This window comes from Streptomyces sp. NPDC048277 (assembly GCF_040652235.1).
Classification (GTDB): domain Bacteria; phylum Actinomycetota; class Actinomycetes; order Streptomycetales; family Streptomycetaceae; genus Streptomyces.
Genome location: NZ_JBEZLQ010000007.1, coordinates 354,764 through 376,922, shown reverse-complemented (window position 1 = coordinate 376,922; position 22,159 = coordinate 354,764). Strand labels below are relative to the sequence as shown.

Genomic DNA, 22,159 nt, shown 5'->3' with positions numbered 1-22,159 from the left:
CTCGTCAGGTATCCACAACCCCGGTACGACAATCGCACCCACCGTGCAGTGCCGACTCGTCAGCCGACTCGTCAGACGATCACCGTGGCGCGGAAGACCGTACCCGCGCCCGACACCTCCGCCTTTTCGCCCGCCGGGACGAACACCGACCGGCCGGGGGCCAGGTCGTACTCGCCCGCCCGGACCGTGCCGGACGTGCAGAGCAGGATCTGCGGGGTCGCCAGGGTCAGGTCGTGGGCGGCGGTCCCCTCGGGCAGGACGTACCGGGAGAGCCGGAACTCGTCGATCGGCGTCTCGTAGACCTCCTCGCCGTCCGGGGCCGCCTCGGGGCGCAGCACGCCCGGGTCGCCCGCCTCGAAGCGGACGATGCGCAGGAGTTCGGGGACGTCGACGTGCTTGGGGGTCAGGCCGCAGCGCAGGACGTTGTCGGAGTTGGCCATGATCTCGACGCCGAGGCCGTTGAGGTAGGCGTGCGGGATGCCGGCGCCGAGGAAGAGGGCCTCGCCGGGCTGCAGGCGGACGTAGTTGAGGAGCATCGCGGCGATCACGCCCGGGTCGCCCGGGTAGTGGTGGGCGATGTCGGCGTACGGCAGGTAGTCGCCGCCGAGGCGGGTGCAGGCGGCCGTGGCCTCCGCGACCGTGTGGGCCATCTCCTCGCGGTCGGCGGTGAGGATCGCGGTGAGGACCTCGCGCAGGGCCGCGCTCTCGGGGTGGGCGCGCAGCAGGTCGACATACGGCTTGAGGGAGTCGACACCGAGGCCGTCGAGGAGTCCGGCCGCCTGCTCCGGGGCGCGGAAGCCGCACAGGCCGTCGAACTCGGTGAGCGCGCAGATCAGTTCGGGCTTGTGGTTGGCGTCCTTGTAGTTGCGGTGCGGGGCGTCCACCGGGACACCGCGCCGCTCCTCGTCCTCGTACCCCTCCTTGGCCTGCTCCAGGTCGGGGTGCACCTGGAGGGAGAGCGGGGCGCCGGCGGCGAGGATCTTGAGCAGGAAGGGCAGGCGCGGGCCGAACTTCGCCACGGCCGCCTCGCCCAGCTCGGCCTTCGAGTTCGCGTCGATGACCTCGACGAGCGTGCCGCGCTCCGTGCGCGAGGGAGCGCCCGGGTGCGCGCCCATCCACATCTCCGCCTGCGGCTCGCCGCTCGGCTCGACCCCGAGGAGCTCCGGGATGGCGGTCGGGGAACCCCAGGCGTAGGGGCGGACGGTGTTGTCGAGGCGGTCCATGACTTCTCTCTGCCGGTTCTCTCTGCGTACGGAGGTGAGCGTGGGCAACGGCACGGCACGACTTACGTGTTCACCGTGTGTTCCCCCACCGGTTCGCCTTCGGTACGACGTTCAGGTCGTCCTTCGTACGACGGTTCCGGTGCCGGTGTCCACCTCAGGCCCTCGAAGCGAGCGCCAGGTAAACGGCGGCGAAATCCGTGACGGCGATCAGTTCCGCCAGGGTCTCCAGCTCGTCGCCCGCGTCGGGCTCCAGTTCGCTGATCGGGGTGTCGTGGCCGAGGGCCAGGTCGCGGGCCGCGGGCGCCGCGGTGAGGCCGCCGATGGGGCGGTCGCGGAGCAGCACCACGCGCGCGTGCAGCGCGGGCGCCTCCTCCACGCGGTCGCGGAAGAAATCGTCCGGGTCGGCGCTGGCGGCGAGCGGGCCGGCGAGCAGGGCGGTGTGGGCCGCCAGGGCCTCGGGGAGTTCGGCGACCAGGGCGGGGCGGCCGGCCAGTTCGGCGAGGGCGGCGGCGAAGCGGCGGCCGGCGGGGCCTGCCGAGTCGCCCTCCGTCCAGACCACCGGGAGCGCGTCGGCGAGTTCCGCGGCGAGGGTCTTGGCAGGGTTGTTGTAGGTCACGATGGCCGGGCCGCAGCGCTCGGCGATGTGGTCGAGGCGGTCGGCGATCTTCTCCAGGGCGTCCGGCGGGGCGTTGAGCAGGCCGATGCGGTCGAGGAGCGCGAGCAGCGGGGTGAGCAGCGCCCACAGGACGCCCGGGGAGGAACCGGCGAGAGGCTCGCCGTGGTCGTACGGGGCCGTCGCCATCGGCATGAACAGGCCGTGGGCGCCGGCCACCGCCTCGGCGAGCGGGGTGCCCGCGGGGGCGACGGCGGCGACGGAGCAGCCGCGCCGGTAGGCCTGGTCGGCGAGGAGGGAGAGGCTGGGTTCGGTGCCGTCCGGGGTGGCGATCAGCAGCAGGTCGACGGAACCGGCCCAGCCCGGGAGTTCCCAGCGCAGGGCGCCGGCGGCCGGGGCGACGCCGGTGGGGGCCAACCGGGTGACGGGGCTGCCGGGGCCGGCCAGCGTGCCGAGGAGGTCGGCGGCGTGGGTGGCGGCGACTCCGGGGCCGGCGATCAGGACGGCGCGCGGGCGGCCGTCCGGTTTCAGCTCCTGGACACCGGCCTCGGTGGCGTGCCGGGCGGCCGTACGGACGCGGGCGCCGGCCTCGGCTGCGCCGCGCAGCAGACCTCGGCGGTCGGCCTCGGCGAGGCCCTCCGGGGTGTCGAGCAGCGATTCGTCGAGCATGGGAGCGGCCTCCGGTTGCCGGGGTCCTGGTGTCGTGCGGTTGTGGGGCGTGGCTTGCTGCTTACGCGGGGCGGCGGGCCTCGTCGACGAGGAGGACGGGGATGCCGTCGCGGACGGGGTACGCCAGGCCGCAGTCCTGGCCGGTGCAGATCAGCTCCGTGTCCTGCTCCTTGAGGGGGGCGTGGCAGGCCGGGCAGGCGAGGATCTCCAGGAGGCCGGCTTCGAGCGGCATGGGGTTTCCCTTCGGGGGGCGGGATGTTCGCGTGCGGTCAGGTTACCGCCGGTGGGGTGGGTTGGGCTGGCCGCGGGTGCCTGGCGGCCGTCCGCCGGGGTGACCGCCCAGGGGGCTCCGCCCCCTGGACCCCCGAACCTTCGCCCACCCACCACCCGACTCGGTCGATCGAAAAGCGAGGGCGGGGCGAGACGGCTCGGCCGGTCACGAAGCACGGGGGGCCGCGGGGCTCGGTCGGGCGAGAAGTGCCGCAGGCCGCGGGGCTCGCTCGGTCACGAAATACCGCGCAGCCGCAAGGCCGCAGGGCTCGGACCGCCAAGAAGCACCGCAGGCCCACGAGGCTCAATCGGCCGAGAAGCGCCGCAGGCCGCGGGGCTCGCTCGATCACGAAGTACCGCAGAGCCGCAGGGCTCGGTCCGCCAAGAAGCACCGCAGGCCCACCGGGCTCAGTCGGCAGAGAAGCGCCGCAGGCTGCAAGGCTCGCTCGGTCACGAAATACCGCGCAGCCGCAAGGCCGCAGGGCTCGGACCGCCAAGAAGCACCGCAGGCCCACCGGGCTCAATCGGCCGAGAAGCGCCGCAGGCCGCAAGGCTCGCTCGGTCACGAAATACCGCGCAGCCGCAAGGCCGCAGGGCTCGGTCCGCCAAGAAGCACCGCAGGCCCACCGGGTTCGGCCGACCGAGAACCGCGTAGCCGCGGCGCCGCGGGGCTCGGTCGGTCGAGAGAGGCGTACGGGGGCGAAGCCGCCCGGTCAGTCGGGAGATGACGGGTGGGCCGGGGCGGGGCGGTTCGCCGGTGGGTGTGGTGGGTGAGGAGCGAGCCTGGTCACGCTCTGATGATCGCCAGTACCTCGTCGCGTACCTTCGTCATCGTCGCCTCGTCCCTCGCCTCCGCGTTCAGCCGCAGCAGCGGTTCCGTGTTGGACGGGCGGACGTTGAACCACCAGTCGGCGGCGGTCACGGTGAGGCCGTCGAGGTCGTCCAGGGTGACGTCGTCGCGGTCCCCGTACGTCGCGCGGATCTCGGCGAGGCTGGCCTTCTGGTCGGCGACCGTGGAGTTGATCTCGCCGGAGCCGACGTAGCGGTCGTACTGGGCCACCAGGGCGGACAGGGGGCCGCTCTGGCCGCCGAGGGCCGCGAGGACGTGCAGGGCGGCCAGCATGCCCGTGTCGGCGTTCCAGAAGTCCTTGAAGTAGTAGTGGGCCGAGTGCTCGCCGCCGAAGATCGCGCCGGACCTCGCCATCTCGGCCTTGATGAAGGAGTGGCCGACGCGGGTGCGGACCGGTGTGCCGCCGTTCTCCCGCACCACCTCGGGGACGGTCCAGGACGTGATCAGGTTGTGGATGACCGTGCCCTTGCCGCCGTTGCGGGCGAGTTCGCGTGCGGCGACGAGGGCGGTGATCGCCGAGGGGGAGACCGGGTCGCCGTTCTCGTCCACGGCGAAGCAGCGGTCCGCGTCGCCGTCGAAGGCCAGGCCGAGGTCGGCGGACTCGTCGCGGACCCGCTGCTGGAGGTCCACCAGGTTGGCGGGGTCGAGAGGGTTGGCCTCGTGGTTGGGAAACGTGCCGTCCAGCTCGAAGTACATCGGGACCAGGGTCAGCGGCAGGCCCTCGAAGACCGTCGGGACCGTGTGGCCGCCCATGCCGTTGCCCGCGTCGACCACGACCTTCAGGGGGCGGATGGAGGTCAGGTCCACGAGTGAGCGCAGGTGGTCCGCGTAGTCCGACAACGTCTCCCGGGAGGTGATCGTTCCCGGCGTGGCGGCCGGCTCCGGGGCGCCCTCCTCCGACCAGCGCTCCGCCAGCTCGCGGATCTCCGTCAGGCCCGTGTCCTGGCCCACCGGCGCGGCTCCCGCGCGGCACATCTTGATGCCGTTGTACTGCGCCGGGTTGTGCGAGGCCGTGAACATCGCGCCGGGCAGGCCGAGGGCGCCCGAGGCGTAGTACAGCTGGTCGGTCGAGCACAGGCCGATCTCGGTGACGTCGACGCCCCGGGCCGCCGCACCGCGCGCGAAGGCGCGGGACAGGCCGGGCGAGGAGGGCCGCATGTCGTGTCCGACGACGATCGCGGCGGCGTCGGTCACCTGGACGAACGCGGCGCCGAACAGCTCGGCGAGCGCCTCGTCCCACTGGTCCGGGACCACCCCGCGTACGTCGTACGCCTTCACGATCTGCGACAGATCAGCAGTCACAGGCCAACCCTCCTGAAGTCCTATCGGTCGCCCCAAACTACCTGCCCCGGGTAAGGGGCGGACGTGGGATCCCCCAGCCGACTTCCGGTGGACTTCCAGTGGACCCACAGTCGTGATCTGCGGCGATCCGCAACGGTCCGCGGTGCTCGAAACAGTGGCCCGAACGGTCAGCGCCGGTGCGGCCCGCCCCGCCACCCCCTCACGGCAGCATCCAGTCCAGCACCGGCGAGCTCTGCCCCACCACGATCACGCACATCACCAGCAGCAGCCCGAGGCTCCACGGCAGCACCTTGCGCAGCAGGTCGCCCTCGCGGCCCGCCAGGCCGACCGCCGCGCAGGCGATGGTGAGGTTCTGCGGGGAGATCATCTTGCCGAGCACGCCGCCGGAGCTGTTGGCCGCGGCGAGCAGTTCCGGCGAGAGTCCCGACTCGTGCGCGGCACTCACCTGAAGGGCTCCGAAGAGCGCGTTGGCCGAGGTGTCGGAGCCGGAGACGGCGACGCCGAACCAGCCCAGGACGGGTGACAGGAAGGCGAGGCCCGCGCCGGCCGCCGCCACGAAGTGGCCGATCGTCGCGGCCTGTCCGGAGAGGTTCATGACGTAGGCGAGGGCGAGTACGGACGTCACGGTGAGGATCGCGAACCGCAACTCCCGTACCGTCGCCGTCCATTCCGTGACCGCCACGCGCGCGTGCACGCGCAGGACGGCCGCCGTGGCGATGCCGGCGAACAGCACGAGCGTGCCGCCCGTGGCGACGATCGGCCAGGTGAAGAGATTTCCACCGACCGGTTCGCCCTTCGGGTTGACGACGTCCAGGAAGGGCCAGTCGTAGATCCGGTTGGCCTTCGTCAGCCAGTCCTTGACGGGCGGGATCTGGGCGATCGAGAAGACCGTGATGATCAGGGCGTACGGGGCGTAGGCGCGCAGGACTTCGGGGCGCGGGTCGCGTTCGTCGAGGTCCGTGCTGCGGGCGCCCGTGAGCACGGCGGCACGGACCTCCTCCGTGGCGGGCACGCGCGCGTGCGGTACGGCGACCAGGGCGGCCGCGCCGGCCAGCGCGGCGCAGATGTCGGCGAGTTGGGCGGAGACGTGGTTGGAGGCGGCGAACTGGGCGGCGGCGAAGGCGACTCCGCACACCAGGGCCGGCACCCAGGTCTCGCGCAGCCCGCGTGCGCCGTCGACCAGGCCGACCAGCACCAGGGGGACCACGAGGGCGAGCAGCGGGGTCTGGCGGCCCACCACGGAGGCCACCGAGTCCAACGGCAGCCCGGTCACCTGGGCGAGTGTGACGACCGGGGTGCCCATCGCGCCGAAGGCGACCGGGGCGGTGTTGGCGACCAGGGAGACCACGGCCGCGCGGACCGGGTCGAAGCCGAGGGCGACGAGCATCACCGAGCAGATCGCGACCGGGGCGCCGAATCCGGCCAGCGCCTCGAGGAGGGCGCCGAAGCAGAAGGCGATCACCAGGGCCTGGATGCGCGGGTCGTCGGACAGTCGCCCGAACGAGCGGCGCAGGACGTCGAAGTGCCGGGTGCGGACCGTCATCCGGTACACCCACAGGGCGTTGACGACGATCCACAGGATGGGGAACAGGCCGAACGCGGCACCCTGGGCGGCGCTGGAGAGCGTCTGGTCCAGCGGCATGCGGTAGGCGAGCCGGGCGACGAGTACGGCCGCGAGAAGGCCGCACAGGCCTGCCAGGTGGGCTTTCATGCGGACGCCGCCGAGCAGGACCAGGACGATCAGCAGCGGCAGGGCGGCCACCAGGGCGGACAGACCGAGCGAGTCGGCGACGGGTTCCAGTTCCTGGACGTACACGGGCGCCTCCCCGGGTTCCGGCATGCGGAAAGCGATTTCCCGCCGACGGTTACCCGGAATGGTCGTGTCCGCGACAAGCGCGCGTCAATGGGCGTGCATCACTGAACGGAACGCGCACGGAAGGAGATCGGAGGAACGCGAGCGGAGGACAATCACGCGGGAGGGAAGGTCAGTTGACCGAGCGGACGTCAGTCGGCCCGAGAAGACGTCAGTTGTCCGGCGACCGCAGCACCCGCAGATGGCCGCGGCGCGCGACCTCCATCGGGTCCGCACCGCGTCCGCCGCCGCCCGCTCCGGCCGCCCGCTCCTGGGGGCGGGCCGCCTCGCGCACCGCGTTGGCAAGCGCTTCCAGGTCGTCCCCGCTCGGCCGCGCGGGCGCGGAGGCGTCGAGCAGCCGTACGACCTCCCAGCCGCGCGGGGCGGTGAGTCGCTCGGAGTGCTCGGCGCACAGGTCGTAGCAGTGGGGTTCGGCGTAGGTGGCGAGCGGGCCGAGGACCGCGGTCGAGTCGGCGTAGACGTACGTCAGCGTCGCGACGGCGGGTCGGCCGCAGGCGGTTCGCGAACAGCGACGTACAGGGCTCACGACGTTGGACGGTACCGCACTCTTGAGCGGGCCGCGACGACTCTCCCCCAGGTCACCCCACCGTGTCGTACTGTGAAACGCCCCACACACCCCTCCGGACATGCCTCGTTGACCTGGGCGGACGGGGTCGTCCGGGATTCCGGACAGCACCGCATCTGGTCATCAGTAGGTACAAACAACGTCAATTGCCTTGAGCTCGTCGGTCTCGTAGGGATACGGAAACGAGCCGTACCTTGGCTGGATTGGTCATCCTGCGACATGCCGTCCCGGGCGCCGTCGGTGCGCGGGACGGCGCGGCCGGAGCCCGCGAGGACTACGCTTCACCAGTGATGGAGAACGGTGTACCGCCCCGTGCCGCCGGCCCCGGGCCTCGTCGACGCGATCGCCACGGTCGGGGCATGCGCGGACCGATCGCACCACCTCAGGTGCCGCTGGCCGCGAGTCGCGCCGACGTGTTCGCGGACCTGGTGCAGGACTCCGTGGAGCGGCTGGAGCGGCGCTGGCCGCAGCTCGCCGACATCGACTTTCTGGTGCTGGAAGTGCCCCGGCTCCAGGACCGGCACGGCGAGACCTGGAGCGACGAGGCGGTGCCGCTGGGCGGCATCATTCCCGCACGCGAGGGACGCCGGGCGCGGGTGGTCGTCTACCGGCGGCCGGTCGAGATCCGCACCAAGGGGCGTGACGAGCGGGGCGCGCTGGTGCACGAGGTCGTGGTCGAGCAGGTCGCCGAGTTGCTGGGGCTCACCCCGGAGACGGTGGACCCCCGCTACGGCGAAGACTGAGCGGGGGGCCGTCCGGCAGGGTGGTTGTCCTTCCGGCGGCCCCCGACGCTCCGCTCCTGCTTCTGCTGCTACTTCTGCAGTCGCTTCTGCTTCTGCTTTCTACTTCTGCAGCACCGACACGTTCTGGTCGGTCTGCGGTACGGCCACCGTGCCGCGGTCGTCCGGGAGGGTCTGGATCGTGAAGCCCGGGACGCCCTCCTCGGTGGCCGCCAGGGTGCGGGCGCCGTAGACCGGGCCCCCGGAGACGGGTTCCACGGTCAGGGCGTAGGTGCCCTTCAGGCCGGACGGGACCGGGGCGTCGACGTCCTGGGTGGTGCCGGACTTGATCGTGAACGTCTTGGACACCGCCGTACCGCCCTCGCTGCCCGCCGACGCCGTCACCTTGACCTGCGCGGTGCCGGTGGGGGCGGTCAGGGAGAGGGTGGTGCCCTTGCCGCTGTTGTCGGCGGACGTCGCGCGCGTGCCGATCGGCGCGGTCGCCGGGATGTACGCGGTCTCCTGCTTGCCGGGCTTGCCGCGGGTGACACGCAGGGCGGCCACCACCGGGACCGACTGGTCGGTGGGCGTGAGGATCAGTGAGCCCGCCTCGCCGCGCGTGACGTCACCGAGGTCGGCCGCGGTGGTCATGCCCGACTTCACGTGCAGCGTCTCGTTGCCGGCCGGGGTGATCGTGCCGTCCGGGGAGGCGAGGCGCACCTTCAGGTCCGCGTCGGAGTCGCCGGGGGTGAAGGCGATCAGCCGGACGTCGGTGGCGTCCTTGGGGATGCCGGGCAGCACCAGGCTGCCCGCGGGGTCGGCGGAGGCGGCCAGCCAGTCGCCGCCGGTCTTGTCGTCCAGTGCCTGCACACTGGCGGCGACCCGGCCGCTGCGCACGTTCACGTGCACGGTCAGGTCGGTCTGCTGCTCGTCGGTGAGCGTGGAGAGCAGGACCGGTTCGCTGGCGTGCGGCTGGACCGTGATGCCCTCCCCCACCGTGGACTTGAGCTGGCCGTCCTTGCCGTACAGCTCGATGTCGACGACGGCGGCGCTGTCGTCGGGGTTGGTGAGGTGCACATAGTCGGTGCGGCCGGAGGCGGTGCTGGCGCCGGGGAACCAGAAGTCGGTGTCGGCCGCGGTGCAGTTGACGCCCTGGAGGCCGCGCCCGGTGCCGGCGGCGACCACGGTGGTCTCCTGGACGGTCCAGCCGGACGCGTACTTGCCCTCGGCGGTGCCGACGTAGGCGGGCGCGTCGGCGCCGGAGGTGTCACCGGTGGCCGGGGTGCCGGGCGCCTTCGGGGTCAGGACCGGCTTGGACGCCTTCTTCTTGCCGCTGCCCGTGCCGTCCGCCGACTGCTCGGTGGCCGCCTGGAGTTCGGCCTTGCCGTCGCTCGTGGTGCCCTTGGTGACGGGCGTGAACGACGTGTACGAGGTCTCGGCGATGTCGGAGAGGCTCGGCGCCGGGCACAGCAGGGTGGTGCGCTCCACGGGCAGCTGGGCGGCCGCCTCGGCGGTGTGCGCGGAGGACGTGGCCGGCGGGTTGAGCGCGGCGAACCCGGTGATCGCCGCGAGGGCGGCCGTACCGGCGAACAGGGACAGGGTGGTGCGGTTCACTGCTGCTGGCTCCCGTCGTGGTGCTCGCCGCCGGTGCCGTGGTGCTGCTGGGCGGCCGGGTCATAGGCGGGGTCGTAGCCCTGCTGGTACGTCGGGTCGTACGCCGCCTGCCCCTGCTGCCCGCCGTAGGCGTACGGGTCGTACTGGCCGGTCTGGTACGGGTCGTAGGTCTGCTGGTCGTAGCCGCCGGTCTGGTACTGGCCGGTGCCCGTGTCCTGGTACTCGGCCGCGTAGGCGGCGTTGTAGCCGTCGGCCGCCGCGTACGACGCCGGGTCCCACTCGTCGTACGGCTGCTGTTGCGGGACGGCGACCGGCTCCTCGCCCGAAGGCTCCGGAGCGGGCTGCGGGAAGTCGCCGCCGTCCTCCGCGGGCGTCTCCTCCTCGGCCTCCGCCTGGGCGCGCAGGCGGCGGGCGCGGCGGCCCTCGCCCTCGACGGCCTGGGCGGGGATCGGCTGTTCCTCGGGGAGGTCGTCGTCGACGTCGCGGCGGCGGCCGGGCAGGGCGAGGACGACCAGGACGACGGCGAGCGCGCCCTGGGCCCACAGCCAGGCGGTGTGGGTGAACGGGGTGTCGTAGGTGACGTCGAGTTTCCCGCCCGAGGAGGGGAGTTCGAAGCCCTGCGCCCAGCCGTCGACCGTGGTGCGGGTGAGCGGCTTGCCGTCCAGGGTGGCCGTCCAGCCGGGGGCGACGGAGTCGGCCAGGCGCAGGATGCGGCCGTCGGCGCCGCTCGGGATGGTGGTGTGGATGTCGACGGGGCCCGCGGCGACGGAGCCGGGGGTGCCGGAGCCGTTCGCGGAGACGATCGTCGCGCGGGAGACCTGCTGGTCGACGCGCCACAGGGCGCTGCCGTCCTGCTGGCTGAGCCGGCTCAGGCCGGGCGTGGCGTCCAGCACGCGCGTGATGTCGCGCGGGGCGCCCTTGTGGACGAGGACGTAGCGCACCGCGAACCCGCCGAGCTGGTCGGCCTGGTCGGCGCCGGAGCCGGCGACCAGGTTGGCGACGACCTTGTCGAGCTTGGCGTTCTCGCCGTCGGCGGCGGCCGCCTCGGCGTCTCCCATGCGGGCGCCGGAGCCGCGCACCAGCATGTAGTCCACGCGCGCGGTGCTGTCGCTGTCGAGGACGAGGGTGCGGACCTGGTCGCTGGTGGTGGTGTCCTCGGCGACGAACGCGGGCACCTGGGTGGGGTCGCGGCGCTCGACCGGTCCGTCGGCGCCCGCGATCATCCAGCCGGCGGCGAGGAGCAGCGGGCCCGCGGCGGAGGCGAAGGCGATCAGGGCGGCGACCGGCTGGCGCCAGCCGAAGCTCTGCTCGGCGACACGCGAGCGTGCCCCGTCGGCGCCGAGCGCGGCGGCGGCCAGGATCGCGATGCCGTAGACGAGGGTCGCCGGGCCCGCCCAGGCGGAGCTGTTGGAGAGGACCGCGAAGACCAGGCCGACCACGGCGACCGCCCAGGCGGTGCGGATCGCCGACTGGCGCTCGGAGCGGAGCAGGGCGGCGAGCGCGGCCAGGACGACGCCGACGAGCATCAGCCCGTCGAGTGTGCCGGGGCCGCCGGGGCTGGCGCCGAGCAGGTCGAGGGCGGAGGCGGCCGAGGCGCCGTACTCCAGCCCGGCCTCCTTGAAGAAGCCGAACGGCAGCAGGGTCAGCGACCAGGGGGCGAGGACCAGCAGCGGGGTGCCGAGCTGGGCCACCAGCCGCAGGCCGGAGGCGACCAGGTCGGTGCGGCGGACGGCCAGTACGGCGATGCCGAGGATCACGGCGATCGGCCAGACGATCGGCGTGAACGCGGTCGTGATGGTGAGCAGCAGCGCGTACGCCCAGGTGGCGCGCCAGCTGCCGCGGGCCCCCGAGGAGTTCGCGAGGCCGCTGGCCGCGACGCCCGCGCGGGCGATCAGCGGCAGCAGGATCGCGAGGACGGCGGTGCCGATGCGGCCGCCCGCGAGGGCGCCGGTGGCGGCGGGCAGGAAGGCGTAGGCGATGGCCGCCCAGGCGCGCAGCAGCCGCGAGGTGACCAGCGGCCGGGAGGCGAAGTAGGCGGTGAACCCGGCCAGCGGCACCGAGGCGACCAGCAGCACGGTGACCGCGAGGCCGGTCGAGCCGAAGAGCAGGGAGGCCAGCGAGGCGACGATCGCGAGATACGGCGGGGCGGCCGGGGTGCCGCCGGCGCCGACCGCGTGCCAGGCGTCCAGATAGCGCGACCACAGCTCGCCGGAGGAGCCCGGGGCGGGCAGCAGGGCGCCGCCCGCGAGCGCGCCGGAGCCGAGCAGTGCGCGGCAGGCGGCCAGGGACACCAGCAGCAGCGCCAGGAAGAGCACCGGGCCCGGTTTGCGGGCGATGCGCTTGAGGCGGGCGAACTGCTCGATCTCCAGGAAGTCGGCGTCGTCGCCGCCGGGCCCGGACTCGACCGCGCCGCCGTGCCGGCCGGCCGCGGAGATCTCGTCGTCGCCGCCGAAGAAGTTGCCCGCGACCTGCTCGACGGTGGCCCGGACGGTGGCGCCGGGCGGCGGGAACAGCGGGCGCAGCTCGTCCTTGTCGAGGTGGGACGCCCCGCGCCTGCGCCGCCCGGCGATGATCCGCTCGGGGCGCAGCAGGGTGCCCAGAAGTCCGCGGATCTCGTCGAGGGCCTGTCCGGGGACCTTGCCGACGAGGTAGGCGAACGTGCGCAGCACGGTGCCGAGCACCAGCCGCACCAGCACCCAGGGCAGCGTGCCCGTACGAGTGTTGACGAGCAGGGTGTAGACGGCGCCGGCCTTGTCGACCTTGTGCGGGGACGCGGTGGTGCGGCCCGCGCAGTCGACGGTGCGGCGCTCGCGGGAGGCGGCCTCGGCGTGCCGTACGACGGCCTCGGGGGCGATCAGGACGCGGTGGCCGGCGTTGTGCGCGCGCCAGCACAGGTCGACGTCGTCGCGCATCAGCGGCAGCCGGCGGTCGAAGCCGCCCAGCTCCTCGAAGACGTCGCGGCGGATCAGCATGCCCGCGGTGGAGACGGACAGCACGGGCCGTACGTGGTCGTGCTGCCCCTGGTCCTGTTCCCGGCGGTCCAGGCCGGTCCAGCGGCGGCCGGAGTGGGCGATGGTGACGCCGACCTCGAGCAGCTGCCGGCGGTCGTACCAGCCGCGCAGCTTGGGGCCGACGACCGCCACGTCGTCGCGGCCCAGCTCCATCTCGTTGTCGACGACCCGCAGCAGCTGGGCCAGGGCGTCGGGTTCGGGGGCGCAGTCGTCGTGCAGCAGCCACAGCCACTGGACGGGTTCGCCGTGCGGCAGTTCGGGCATGTCGTACGCGTCGTCGCGCCACTGGCGGGTGACCGGGTCCCAGCCGCTGGGCCGCTTCAGGTACGGCAGGTCGTCCGGGGTGAGGACGGGCGCGGAGCGGCCCGCCTCCTCGACGGCCTGGCCGAAGCCGGTGCGGCGGGCGAGGTGCAGGACGTTGGCGTCGCCGAGGGACTCGGTGAGCAGCTGGGCGGAGTCGTCCGCGCTGCCGGTGTCGGCCGCCACCGCGTACTGGACGGGGCGCTCCTGGCCGAGCAGCCCGGCGAGCGCGTCGGGCAGCCAGCGGGCGCCGTCGTGGGAGACGAGGACCGCGGTCACCACATGACGCGGGAACTCTGGTGTGGCAGCCGGTGCTTGGGCTGCCGTGTGGCTGTGCACGGACATCGAGGTACGGGCCCCGGTTCGATGGACTGCGGTGGACTCCTGCGCCCGCTGGTGGCGGCGAGGCGTCTCGGACGAGCGACCACACTATCGGCTGGGCATGTCGACGGCCCGCCGCCTGTGGATAACCCACCGGCGACGGGCCGTTCGCGCAGCTCAGATGTGTGCGTTGTGTGGACGTCCGCTTCGGGCGGCAGCCCTCCCGGGTCAGACGGCGGCCTTCTTGAGGCGGCGGCGCTCCCGCTCGGACAGTCCGCCCCAGATGCCGAACCGCTCGTCGTTGGCGAGGGCGTACTCAAGGCACTCGGAGCGCACCTCGCAGGCGAGGCAGACCTTCTTGGCCTCTCTGGTGGAGCCGCCCTTCTCGGGGAAGAAGGACTCGGGGTCGGTCTGGGCGCACAGCGCGCGCTCCTGCCAGCCGAGTTCCTCGTCCGCGTCGTCGACCAGCAGTTGCTGCACCAGCTCGGTCATGTGCGCCCCTCGTCTGTCTTTCACGTCCCCGTGCCTGGCCGTTACCGATTTCGGCTGAACGACACGAGTGAAATTACAAGTGTGCTGCTCCGGGCGAGTCAAGCCGAGATCTGCTATTGGGCCCGTTATTCACTCTGCGGAACCAAGGCCGTGCGGAAAGTGTTCAAATCGCCATAAACCTTGACATGCAGACGAGGCCCCGGGAGGGCCTCCGACCCCATACAGGGGTTGTACGAAGAAGGACGCCCAGATGTTCGATCGCGTTCCGAAGTGGCTCGCGCGCCCGGTTGTGCGCCATGTGTCCCGGGTGCCCACTGAACAAACCTTTCGGCACGGAGGTGAACCGGATGAGGTGAAACATGTCCCACATACCGGGCGCCGAGTTGACAGTGCCGGTGTGAACCGATGTCCTAGTGGGCATGCTCGCGAACTTGGCACTCACCTCGACCCGCCCCGCCGGGTCCCACGGTGCTGCCCACGCTCGCTGTAGCTGTTGCTGTTGTTCCAGCTGTTGAGCCACAGCCGTATCCCGGCCGCTCCAGCTGCTGACCGAGTCCCCCGGGCTCGGTTTTCGCTTTCCGTTCCCCTCTGACCTTCTTCACTGAGGAACCACGCACCCCCATGAACAGCGACAACGACCTCCAGATCGCCGGCGACATCCTCGAGGTCCCGCACCTGCTGCAGCCCCCGCGCGAGCACCCGGTCACCGTGGCCGAGTTCGTCGGCCTCGCCCGCGCGATCGCCGCCGACCGCGCGCAGTGGGAGCACCTCGTCGAGTACGACGCGACCAGCCGCTGGTACCACCGGCTGCGCACCGGCCCCGGCTACGAGGTGTGGCTGCTGTCCTGGGTGCCCGGGCAGGGCAGCGGGCTGCACGACCACGGCCGCTCCTCCGGCGTGCTGACCGTCCTGGAGGGCACCCTGACCGAGCGCACCGAGCGGGGCACGCGCGCGTTGAGCGCCGGCGCGCAGAGGGTGTTCGCGCCGGGGTACGTGCACGAGGTGGTGAACGACGCCCTGGAGCCGGCGGTGAGCCTGCACATCTACTCCCCGGGCCTGACCGAGATGCCGATGCACACGGCTGCCGCTGCCGCCTGCGAGGCGCGCCCCGTCACTGCGTGACGCATCACGCGGGACGCGTGCCGCGTTGTCGGACCCGCCTGCAAGACTTGGCGCATGCGCATTGTGGTTCTGGCAGGCGGCATCGGCGGTGCCCGGTTCCTGCGCGGTCTGAAGCAGGCCGTGCCGGACGCCGACGTGACCGTCATCGGCAACACCGGGGACGACATCCACCTCTTCGGGCTGAAGGTCTGCCCGGACCTCGACACGGTGATGTACACCCTCGGCGGCGGTATCAACGAGGAGCAGGGCTGGGGGCGGGCCGACGAGACGTTCCACCTCAAGGAGGAACTCGCCGCCTACGGGGTGGGCCCGGACTGGTTCGGGCTCGGCGACCGGGACTTCGCGACGCACATCGTGCGCACGCAGATGCTGGGCGCCGGCTATCCGCTGAGCGCGGTGACCGAGGCGCTGTGCGACCGCTGGAAGCCGGGCGTGCGGCTCATCCCGATGACCGACGACCGGGTCGAGACCCATGTGGCCGTCGAGGTCGACGGCGAGCGCAGGGCGGTCCACTTCCAGGAGTACTGGGTACGGCTGCGGGCGGCCGTACCCGCCGAGGCGGTCGTCCCGGTCGGCGCCGAGCAGTCCAAGCCCGCGCCGGGCGTCCTGGAGGCCATCGCCGAAGCGGACGTGATCCTCTTCCCTCCGTCCAACCCGGTGGTCTCCGTCGGCACGATCCTCGCGGTGCCCGGCATCCGGGAGGCGATCGCGGGCGCCGGGGTGCCGGTGGTGGGCCTGTCCCCCATCGTCGGGGACGCGCCGGTGCGCGGGATGGCCGACAAGGTGCTCGCGGCGGTGGGCGTGGAGTCGACGGCGGCGGCGGTCGCCGAGCACTACGGCTCGGGACTGCTGGACGGCTGGCTCGTCGACACCGTGGACGCGGGCAGCGTGGCGCGGATCGAGACGGCCGGCATCCGCTGCCGGGCCGTACCGCTGATGATGACCGACCTGGACGCGGCCGCGCAGATGGCGCGGGAGGCGCTGGCCCTGGCCGAGGAGGTGCGGGGGGTATGACCGACGTGACCGACACGACCGGCGACGCGGTGCCGGAGTACCGGGTGTGGGCGCTGGTCGGTATCCCCGAGGTCCGGCAGGGCGACGACCTGGCGAAGCTGATCGCCGCGGCCGGGCCGGGGCTGGCCGACGGGGACGTGGTGATCGTCACGTCCAAGATCGTGTCCAAGGCCGAGGGCCGGATCGTCGAGGCGGCCGACCGGGAGGCGGCGATCGACGCGGAGACCGTGCGGCTGGTGGCCCGGCGCGGCACCCTGCGGATCGTGGAGAACCGGCAGGGGCTGGTCATGGCGGCGGCAGGCGTGGACGCCTCCAACACCCCCGCCGGGACGGTGCTGTTGCTGCCGGAGGACCCCGACGCCTCGGCGCGTGCCGTCCGCGCGGGGCTTCGGGACGCGCTGGGCGTCAACGTCGGGGTGATCGTCACGGACACGTTCGGACGACCCTGGCGCGCGGGGCTCACGGATGTGACCATCGGCGCGGCCGGGGTGCGGGTGCTGGACGATCTGCGCGGGGGCGTGGACGCCTACGGCAATCCGCTGGTCGCGACGGTCGTCGCCACGGCCGACGAACTGGCCGCCGCCGGTGACCTGGTGAAGGGCAAGGCGACGGGGATGCCGGTCGCCGTGGTGCGGGGGCTCGCACACGTCGTGGCCGAGGAGGGGGACGAGGGCGAGGGCGCGCGCGCACTGGTCCGGGACGCGGGCAGCGACATGTTCCGGCTCGGCACGTCCGAGGCCGTGCGGGAGGCGGTGACGCTACGGCGGACGGTCCGCGCGTTCACCAGTGAAGCGGTCGACCCCGGGGCGGTACGACGGGCGGTCGCCGCGGCCGTGACCGCGCCGGCGCCGCATCACACGACGCCGTGGCGGTTCGTGCTGCTGGAGTCGGAGGAGGCGCGCGTCCGGCTGCTGGACGCGATGCGGGACGCGTGGATCGCCGACCTGACGAAGGACGGGAAGTCGGCGGAGTCCATCGCGAAGCGGGTACGGCGGGGGGACGTACTGCGGAACGCGCCGTATCTGGTCGTGCCCTGTCTGGTGATGGACGGGGCGCACACGTACGGGGACGCGCGGCGGGACGCCGCGGAGCGGGAGATGTTCGTGGTCGCGGCGGGGGCCGGGGTGCAGAACCTGCTCGTGGCGCTGGCCGGGGAGGGGCTGGGGTCGGCGTGGGTTTCGTCGACGATGTTCTGCCGGGATGTGGTGCGGGATGCGCTCGCGCTTCCGGCCGAGTGGGAGCCGATGGGGGCGGTTGCGGTGGGGAGGGCTGCGGAGGCTCCGCGGGAGAGGCCGGCGCGGGAGGTCGGGGACTTTATCGAGGTGCGGTGAGTTTTGCGCCTCATGGGGTGGGGGTGTTGTGAGTGCGCGACCGCGGGTTGTTTGTGGCTGGTCGCGCAGTTCCCCGCGCCCCTGAAGGGGCGCTTGAGGCCTAGGATCTTTTGAGTGGCTGGTCGGTTTGCTCCTCGGTCCACTCGTGCGACTGTGCGGGGTGGGCAGGTTGTCGTGCCTGCCGGGGTGCCCCGGCAGGCTGTCGCGCCGGGGCGGGTTCGGGTGTGGAAACCGGGCGGGGCTCTTGATCTGGGGCTCGTGCTGGGGCCGCTGCGGCGCGGGCCGGGGGATCCCACCTTCCGGGCCACCCGAGACGGGTCCGTGTGGCGGGCCAGTCTGACGCCCGCCGGGCCGGGGACCCTGCGGGTCGCCGCGTACGGCGACGAGGTGCGCGGTGAAGCCTGGGGGCCCGGGGCCGAGTGGCTGCTGGAGCGGTTGCCGGAGATGCTCGGCTCGGCCGACGATCCGTCTCTCTTCGTGCCCCGGCACCGGGTCGTGGCCGCTGCCAGGCATCGGCGGCCGGGGTTGCGGCTGACGCGGACCGGGCTGGTGCTGGAGTCGTTGATCCCGTCGGTGCTGGAGCAGAAGGTCACGACCGACGAGGCGTACCGGGCCTGGCGGTTGCTGGTACGGCGGTTCGGGGAGCGCGCGCCCGGCCCCGCGGGGGTGAGCGAGCGGCCGATGTGGGTGATGCCGGCGCCTCGGACCTGGGCGCTGATCCCGTCCTGGGAGTGGCACAAGGCCGGGGTGGACGACAAGCGGGCCTCGACGATCCTGCGGGCGGTGCGGGTCGCGGCGCGGCTTGAGCAGGCGGTGGGGATGGAGGCGGCGGACGCGCAGGCGCGGTTGGAGGTCGTGCCCGGGATCGGGCCCTGGACGTCCGCGGAGACCGTGCAGCGGAGTCATGGGGCGGCGGACGCGGTGACGGTCGGGGACCTGCATCTGCCGGGGATCGTGGGGTGGGCGTTGGCCGGGGACCGGCATGCCGATGACGAGGCGATGCTGCGGTTGCTGGAGCCGTATGCGGGGCAGCGGCATCGGGCGGCCCGGTTGATCCTGCTGAGCGGGAACGTGCCGAAGAGGCGGGCGCCGAAGATGCCGCGTGGGGATATCGGGCGGTTGTGAAGTGCGGGTCGGTGGGGGCTGGGGGCGGGTTTCGCTTACCGGCGCTTGCAGGGTGCCGTAAGCCCCGTAAGGGGCGCGGGGAGCTGCGCGACCAGCCCCCACGCGCCCGCGGTCGAACGGCTACCGCACCACCCCTACTGGTCCGAGGAGAACCGCACCGCCCCCGCCGGGATCGTCGCGTCGCACCACACCCGCGCGCCCTCCCGCAGCTCGTTGTCGGCGCCGACCACCGCGCCGTCGCCGATCACCGTGCCCGTGAGGACCGACCGTTCGCCCACGCGGGCGCTCTTGCCGATCAGCGAGTCGGTGATGACCGCGCCGGGTTCGATCACGGCGCCCGGGAGGATCGTCGAGCCGAACACCCGCACCCCCTCCGCCACGAACGCGCCCTCGCCCACCACCGTGCCGCCCGCCAGCTTCGCGTCCGCCGCCACGCGGGCCGTGGGGAGGATCAGGCGGTCGCCGCAGCGGCCGGGGACCGCCGGGGACGGGGCGCGGCCCAGGACGAGGTCCGCGGAGCCGCGGACGAAGGCCGCGGGCGTGCCGAGGTCCAGCCAGTAGGTCGAGTCGACCATGCCCTGCAGGTGGGCGCCGGCGGACAGGAGTTCCGGGAAGGTCTCCCGTTCCACCGACACCGGGCGGCCCGGCGGGATCGTGTCGATGACCGAGCGGCGGAAGACGTACGCCCCGGCGTTGATCTGGTCGGTGACGATCTCCTCGGGGGTCTGCGGCTTCTCCAGGAAGGCCAGGACCCTGCCCGTCCCGTCGGTGGGGACGAGACCGTAGGCGCGCGGGTCCGTGACCTTCGTGAGGTGGAGGGAGACATCCGCGGACGTCGACTCGTGCGTGGTCACCAGGGCGCGGATGTCCAGGCCCGTCAGGATGTCGCCGTTGAAGACGAGGACCGGGTCGTCGGGCCCCGAGTGCAGACGGGACGCCACGTTGCGGATGGCGCCGCCCGTGCCGAGCGGTTCCTCCTCGGTGACGTACTCGATGTGCAGGCCGAGTGCCGCACCGTCGCCGAAGTACGGTTCGAAGACCTCCGCCAGGTAGCTCGTCGCGAGGACGATGTGGTCCACGCCCGCCGCTCTGGCCCTGGCCAGCTGGTGCGTCAGGAACGGCACGCCCGCCGCCGGGACCATCGGCTTGGGCGTGTGGACCGTGAGCGGGCGCAGCCGGGTGCCTTTGCCGCCGACCAGGAGAATCGCTTCTGTCACCTGTCGTCTCTGCTTCCTGCCGGGACCGGCCGAACTCTCTGTCTCGGCCGGCCAGTGTATGCAGACCGTGCGACGGCGCCCTCGACGGCCGCGCGGAGGCGCGCGGTATCGGCGTGCGGTTTTCCCCCGGCTGTCCCGACGGCGTTGAACGCTGGCCCCGTGCTCAGCGTCCTTGCAGGTGCGCGGAGCTGGTCCGGGCCGAGCCGAGCTTGGCGTAGAGCTTGGCGCCTGGACACTCGGTGGCGTACCCGTCCCTATGACCGGAGATCACGTTCAGTCGTACGTTCTTCCCCTTTGGGTAGAGATTGCCACCCCCGGACTTCAGATATGTCTTTCCCTTCGGATTGGCCCCGAAGAGGCCGAGTTTCCATGCGGTGAGCCTGGCGACGGCCGTCACGGCGGCGGCGGACGGCTGGTGCGAGCCGTAGGTGCCGATCACCGCGATGCCCATGCTGTTGTTGTTGAAGCCCATGGTGTGGGCGCCCCTGACGGCCTTCGCCGCTCCCCCGGCGCGGCCCTCGTAGATGGTTCCGCACTTGTCGACGAGGAAGTTGTAGCCGATGTCCCGCCAGCCCATGCTCACCACGTGGTAGCGGTAGATACTGCGGATGACGGACGGGGTCTGGGAGCACTTGTACCCGTTGCCCGAGGCGGTGTGGTGGACGAAGGCCGCCTTGACCTTGCCGGTGTAGACGAACCCCTTCTCGCGCAGCGACTCGTCGGCGCCCCAGCCGCGCCGGGTGACGATTCTCGGGCGCGGTCCGATGTACGGCTTCCCGCGCGGGGCGTCGACGCCGGTCAGATCGAGCAGTTCGCGTTCGGTGTCCGCCCGGTTCAGCGCGGGGATCTCGGTGGCGCCGAAGGGCGCGAGGTCGGTGTTGACGGCCGACGACGCGTCGGCCTCGGTGCCGGTGCGGGGGCCGTCGTCCGGCGAGCCCTCGGACGGGGCCTCACCGCCGGGATCGCCGGGATCGCCGAGGTCGCCGGGACCGGCAGAGCCGCCGGGGTCACCGGGATCGCCGGGGTCACCAGGGTCGCCAGGGTCGACGAGTTCCAGGCGCAGACCCGCGGGGAGCAGGTCGCGGCCGCCGGCGGGAGGGTTGCCGGGCGGGACGGCGTCGTCGTCGGACTCGGCACGCACGCGTACGTCCACTCCGTCCGAGTCGCCCACCCAGAGAGGTGCGGTGGCGCCGTGCACCCGGCCCGAGGCGGCCTCCGCGGTGCCCGGGTCGGCGCCGTGGTCGGCGCTGTGGGTCTCGACGTCCTGCCAGCCCGTCCAGCGGCCGGTGGCGGCGGTCCGGGTGCGGACCTGGACCCGGCCGTGCAGTTCGGTTCCGGGGTTGTCCCAGATGACGCCGACGAGCGAGAAGCGGCGTACGCCGGTGCTGTACACGCCCTGTTCGGAGGCCCGGCCGAGGGCGCGCTCGCGGGTGCGGGGGGCGAGGGGCAGCGACTGGGTGCCGCCGGGGAGGGCCGCCGCCTCGGCGGGCCGGCCGGTGGTCGTCGTGGCCCGCTCCGCCGGTGCGGCGGCCGCGGACGGCACGTTCAGCACGGCCGGCGCGAGGGTGAGGGTCGCCGCGCAGGTGACACCGATCGAGGAAGTCAGGAGTCCACGCATGGTCCCGATCTTGAACATAGTCAGACAAATATGTCCATACGGAATCTGATGGCCCGTCGGAAACGGTTGCGCCGAACCGGTGGGCCCGCCGGCCGTGGGGACGTCGGACCCGGCGTACGCTTGCGCGGGTGAACGCCACCGATCGCACCCCTGCCGACCTGCTGCGTTCCGCGCTCGCCGCGGATCCCGGACGCCCCCTGGTGACCTTCTACGACGACGCCACGGGCGAACGCGTCGAACTGTCCGTGGCCACCTTCGCCAATTGGGTGGCCAAGACGGCGAACCTGCTGCAGTCCGACCTCGGCGCGGAGCCGGGCGGCCGGGTGGCACTGCTGCTTCCCGCGCACTGGCAGACCGCGGTGTGGTTGCTGGCCTGTTCGTCGGTGGGTGCGATCGCCGACGTGGCCGGGGACCCGGCGGCGGCCGACATCGTCGTCAGCGGGCCGGACTCGCTGGAGGCGGCCCGGGCCTGCCGCGGGGAGCGGGTCGCTCTCGCGCTACGGCCGCTGGGCGGGCGGTTCCCGCAGGCGCCGGAGGGTTTCGTCGACTACGCCGTCGAGGTGCCGAGTCAGGGAGACCGGTTCGTTCCGTTCTCGCCCGTCGATCCCGACGAGCCCGCGCTGATCGTGGCCGGTGCGGAGCTGAGCGGGGCCGAGGTCGTGGAGCGGGCGCTCGGGGACGCGGCGGGGCTGGATCTGACCGGGCCCGGGTCACGGCTGCTGTCGGGGCTGGGGTACGACACGTGGGACGGGCTGAGTGCGGGGCTGTTCGCGCCGCTCGCGGTCGGGGGGTCCGTGGTGCTGTGCCGGCATCTGGACGAACTGGGCGAGGAAGGGATCGCCAAGCGGATCGAGAGTGAGCGGGTTACTGCTTCGGCGCGGTGAGGTTGTTCGTCGGGTGCGGGTGCGTG

The 22,159-nt window shown here is 72.9% G+C and carries 17 protein-coding genes; 6 read left to right on the top strand and 11 right to left on the bottom strand.

Features of this window, described 5'->3' with window-relative positions; all coding sequences use genetic code 11:
* Positions 1–71: 71 nt before the first annotated feature.
* The 6 genes from manA to AB0D85_RS18830 all read right to left on the bottom strand — a co-directional run bounded on the left by manA (position 72) and on the right by AB0D85_RS18830 (position 7,428).
* Positions 72–1,223, bottom strand: coding sequence for a mannose-6-phosphate isomerase, class I (manA, locus tag AB0D85_RS18855; RefSeq protein WP_362321313.1), 1,152 nt, complete (start codon positions 1,221–1,223; stop codon positions 72–74).
* 154 nt (positions 1,224–1,377) lie between these two features.
* The gene (locus tag AB0D85_RS18850; protein WP_362321310.1) at positions 1,378–2,505 is read right to left on the bottom strand and encodes an SIS domain-containing protein; all 1,128 of its coding nucleotides are present in this window, start codon (positions 2,503–2,505) and stop codon (positions 1,378–1,380) included.
* A gap of 61 nt (positions 2,506–2,566) precedes the next feature.
* Positions 2,567–2,737: a Trm112 family protein gene (locus tag AB0D85_RS18845; RefSeq protein ID WP_007382472.1), complete on the bottom strand. Its 171-nt coding sequence runs from the start codon at positions 2,735–2,737 to the stop codon at positions 2,567–2,569.
* A gap of 825 nt (positions 2,738–3,562) precedes the next feature.
* Positions 3,563–4,927, bottom strand: coding sequence for a phosphomannomutase/phosphoglucomutase (locus tag AB0D85_RS18840; RefSeq protein ID WP_362321306.1), 1,365 nt, complete (start codon positions 4,925–4,927; stop codon positions 3,563–3,565).
* A 199-nt stretch (positions 4,928–5,126) separates the two neighbouring features.
* Complete coding sequence (locus AB0D85_RS18835; protein ID WP_362321378.1) at positions 5,127–6,743, bottom strand: L-lactate permease; 1,617 nt, start codon at positions 6,741–6,743, stop codon at positions 5,127–5,129.
* A 208-nt stretch (positions 6,744–6,951) separates the two neighbouring features.
* A complete protein-coding gene (locus AB0D85_RS18830; protein ID WP_362321303.1) occupies positions 6,952–7,428 on the bottom strand; it encodes a DUF3499 domain-containing protein in 477 nt (158 codons plus the stop codon).
* A gap of 227 nt (positions 7,429–7,655) precedes the next feature.
* Here AB0D85_RS18830 and AB0D85_RS18825 point away from each other — a divergent pair, with 227 nt between their 5' ends.
* Positions 7,656–8,108, top strand: a complete 453-nt coding sequence (locus AB0D85_RS18825) for a metallopeptidase family protein (RefSeq protein WP_362321376.1) — start codon at positions 7,656–7,658, stop codon at positions 8,106–8,108.
* Between the two features lie 99 nt (positions 8,109–8,207).
* Here the strand turns inward: AB0D85_RS18825 and AB0D85_RS18820 are convergent, their stop codons facing one another.
* The 3 genes from AB0D85_RS18820 to AB0D85_RS18810 form a co-directional block, all read right to left on the bottom strand.
* Positions 8,208–9,698 carry a DUF5719 family protein gene (locus AB0D85_RS18820; protein ID WP_362321300.1) on the bottom strand — a complete coding sequence of 497 codons (1,491 nt, stop codon included), beginning with the start codon at positions 9,696–9,698 and terminating at the stop codon, positions 8,208–8,210.
* Positions 9,695–13,291 (bottom strand): glycosyltransferase, encoded by a 3,597-nt coding sequence (locus AB0D85_RS18815; protein WP_362321297.1) that lies wholly within the window; start codon positions 13,289–13,291, stop codon positions 9,695–9,697. The genes AB0D85_RS18820 and AB0D85_RS18815 overlap by 4 nt, the downstream gene beginning before the upstream one ends.
* Positions 13,292–13,558: 267 nt before the next feature.
* Positions 13,559–13,822 (bottom strand): WhiB family transcriptional regulator, encoded by a 264-nt coding sequence (locus tag AB0D85_RS18810; protein ID WP_003975777.1) that lies wholly within the window; start codon positions 13,820–13,822, stop codon positions 13,559–13,561.
* Positions 13,823–14,443: 621 nt separating this feature from the next.
* Here AB0D85_RS18810 and AB0D85_RS18805 point away from each other — a divergent pair.
* The 4 genes from AB0D85_RS18805 (at position 14,444) to AB0D85_RS18790 (ending at position 18,414) form a co-directional block, all read left to right on the top strand.
* The gene (locus tag AB0D85_RS18805; RefSeq protein WP_362321293.1) at positions 14,444–14,944 is read left to right on the top strand and encodes a cysteine dioxygenase family protein; all 501 of its coding nucleotides are present in this window, start codon (positions 14,444–14,446) and stop codon (positions 14,942–14,944) included.
* A gap of 54 nt (positions 14,945–14,998) precedes the next feature.
* Entirely contained in the window at positions 14,999–15,958 is a 960-nt protein-coding gene (gene cofD, locus AB0D85_RS18800; protein WP_362321290.1) for a 2-phospho-L-lactate transferase, read from the top strand.
* Positions 15,955–17,289, top strand: a complete 1,335-nt coding sequence (locus AB0D85_RS18795; RefSeq protein WP_362321287.1) for a coenzyme F420-0:L-glutamate ligase — start codon at positions 15,955–15,957, stop codon at positions 17,287–17,289. Before cofD ends, AB0D85_RS18795 begins: the two co-directional genes overlap by 4 nt.
* Positions 17,290–17,403: 114 nt before the next feature.
* Positions 17,404–18,414: a DNA-3-methyladenine glycosylase 2 family protein gene (locus AB0D85_RS18790; protein WP_362321284.1), complete on the top strand. Its 1,011-nt coding sequence runs from the start codon at positions 17,404–17,406 to the stop codon at positions 18,412–18,414.
* Between the two features lie 134 nt (positions 18,415–18,548).
* On the opposite strand, the gene AB0D85_RS18785 is transcribed toward AB0D85_RS18790, so the two are convergent.
* Together AB0D85_RS18785 and AB0D85_RS18780 are read right to left on the bottom strand one after the other, a co-directional pair.
* Positions 18,549–19,631 (bottom strand): NDP-sugar synthase, encoded by a 1,083-nt coding sequence (locus tag AB0D85_RS18785; protein WP_362321280.1) that lies wholly within the window; start codon positions 19,629–19,631, stop codon positions 18,549–18,551.
* 163 nt (positions 19,632–19,794) lie between these two features.
* Complete coding sequence (locus tag AB0D85_RS18780; protein WP_362321277.1) at positions 19,795–21,267, bottom strand: peptidoglycan recognition protein; 1,473 nt, start codon at positions 21,265–21,267, stop codon at positions 19,795–19,797.
* Between the two features lie 110 nt (positions 21,268–21,377).
* Between AB0D85_RS18780 and AB0D85_RS18775 the strand changes: the two genes are divergently transcribed.
* Positions 21,378–22,133 (top strand): TIGR03089 family protein, encoded by a 756-nt coding sequence (locus tag AB0D85_RS18775; protein ID WP_362321274.1) that lies wholly within the window; start codon positions 21,378–21,380, stop codon positions 22,131–22,133.
* Positions 22,134–22,159: the final 26 nt, after the last annotated feature.

What these genes read in the sequence shown, in the direction of transcription:
- AB0D85_RS18795 (WP_362321287.1), top strand. Translation starts at nt 15,955, where the DNA reads ATGACCGACGTGACCGACACGACCGGCGACGCGGTGCCGGAGTACCGG.
- AB0D85_RS18850 (WP_362321310.1), bottom strand. Translation starts at nt 2,505, where the DNA reads ATGCTCGACGAATCGCTGCTCGACACCCCGGAGGGCCTCGCCGAGGCC.
- manA (WP_362321313.1), bottom strand. Translation starts at nt 1,223, where the DNA reads ATGGACCGCCTCGACAACACCGTCCGCCCCTACGCCTGGGGTTCCCCG.
- AB0D85_RS18845 (WP_007382472.1), bottom strand. Translation starts at nt 2,737, where the DNA reads ATGCCGCTCGAAGCCGGCCTCCTGGAGATCCTCGCCTGCCCGGCCTGC.
- AB0D85_RS18825 (WP_362321376.1), top strand. Translation starts at nt 7,656, where the DNA reads ATGGAGAACGGTGTACCGCCCCGTGCCGCCGGCCCCGGGCCTCGTCGA.
- cofD (WP_362321290.1), top strand. Translation starts at nt 14,999, where the DNA reads ATGCGCATTGTGGTTCTGGCAGGCGGCATCGGCGGTGCCCGGTTCCTG.
- AB0D85_RS18810 (WP_003975777.1), bottom strand. Translation starts at nt 13,822, where the DNA reads ATGACCGAGCTGGTGCAGCAACTGCTGGTCGACGACGCGGACGAGGAA.
- AB0D85_RS18780 (WP_362321277.1), bottom strand. Translation starts at nt 21,267, where the DNA reads ATGTTCAAGATCGGGACCATGCGTGGACTCCTGACTTCCTCGATCGGT.
- AB0D85_RS18805 (WP_362321293.1), top strand. Translation starts at nt 14,444, where the DNA reads ATGAACAGCGACAACGACCTCCAGATCGCCGGCGACATCCTCGAGGTC.
- AB0D85_RS18830 (WP_362321303.1), bottom strand. Translation starts at nt 7,428, where the DNA reads ATGTCCGGAGGGGTGTGTGGGGCGTTTCACAGTACGACACGGTGGGGT.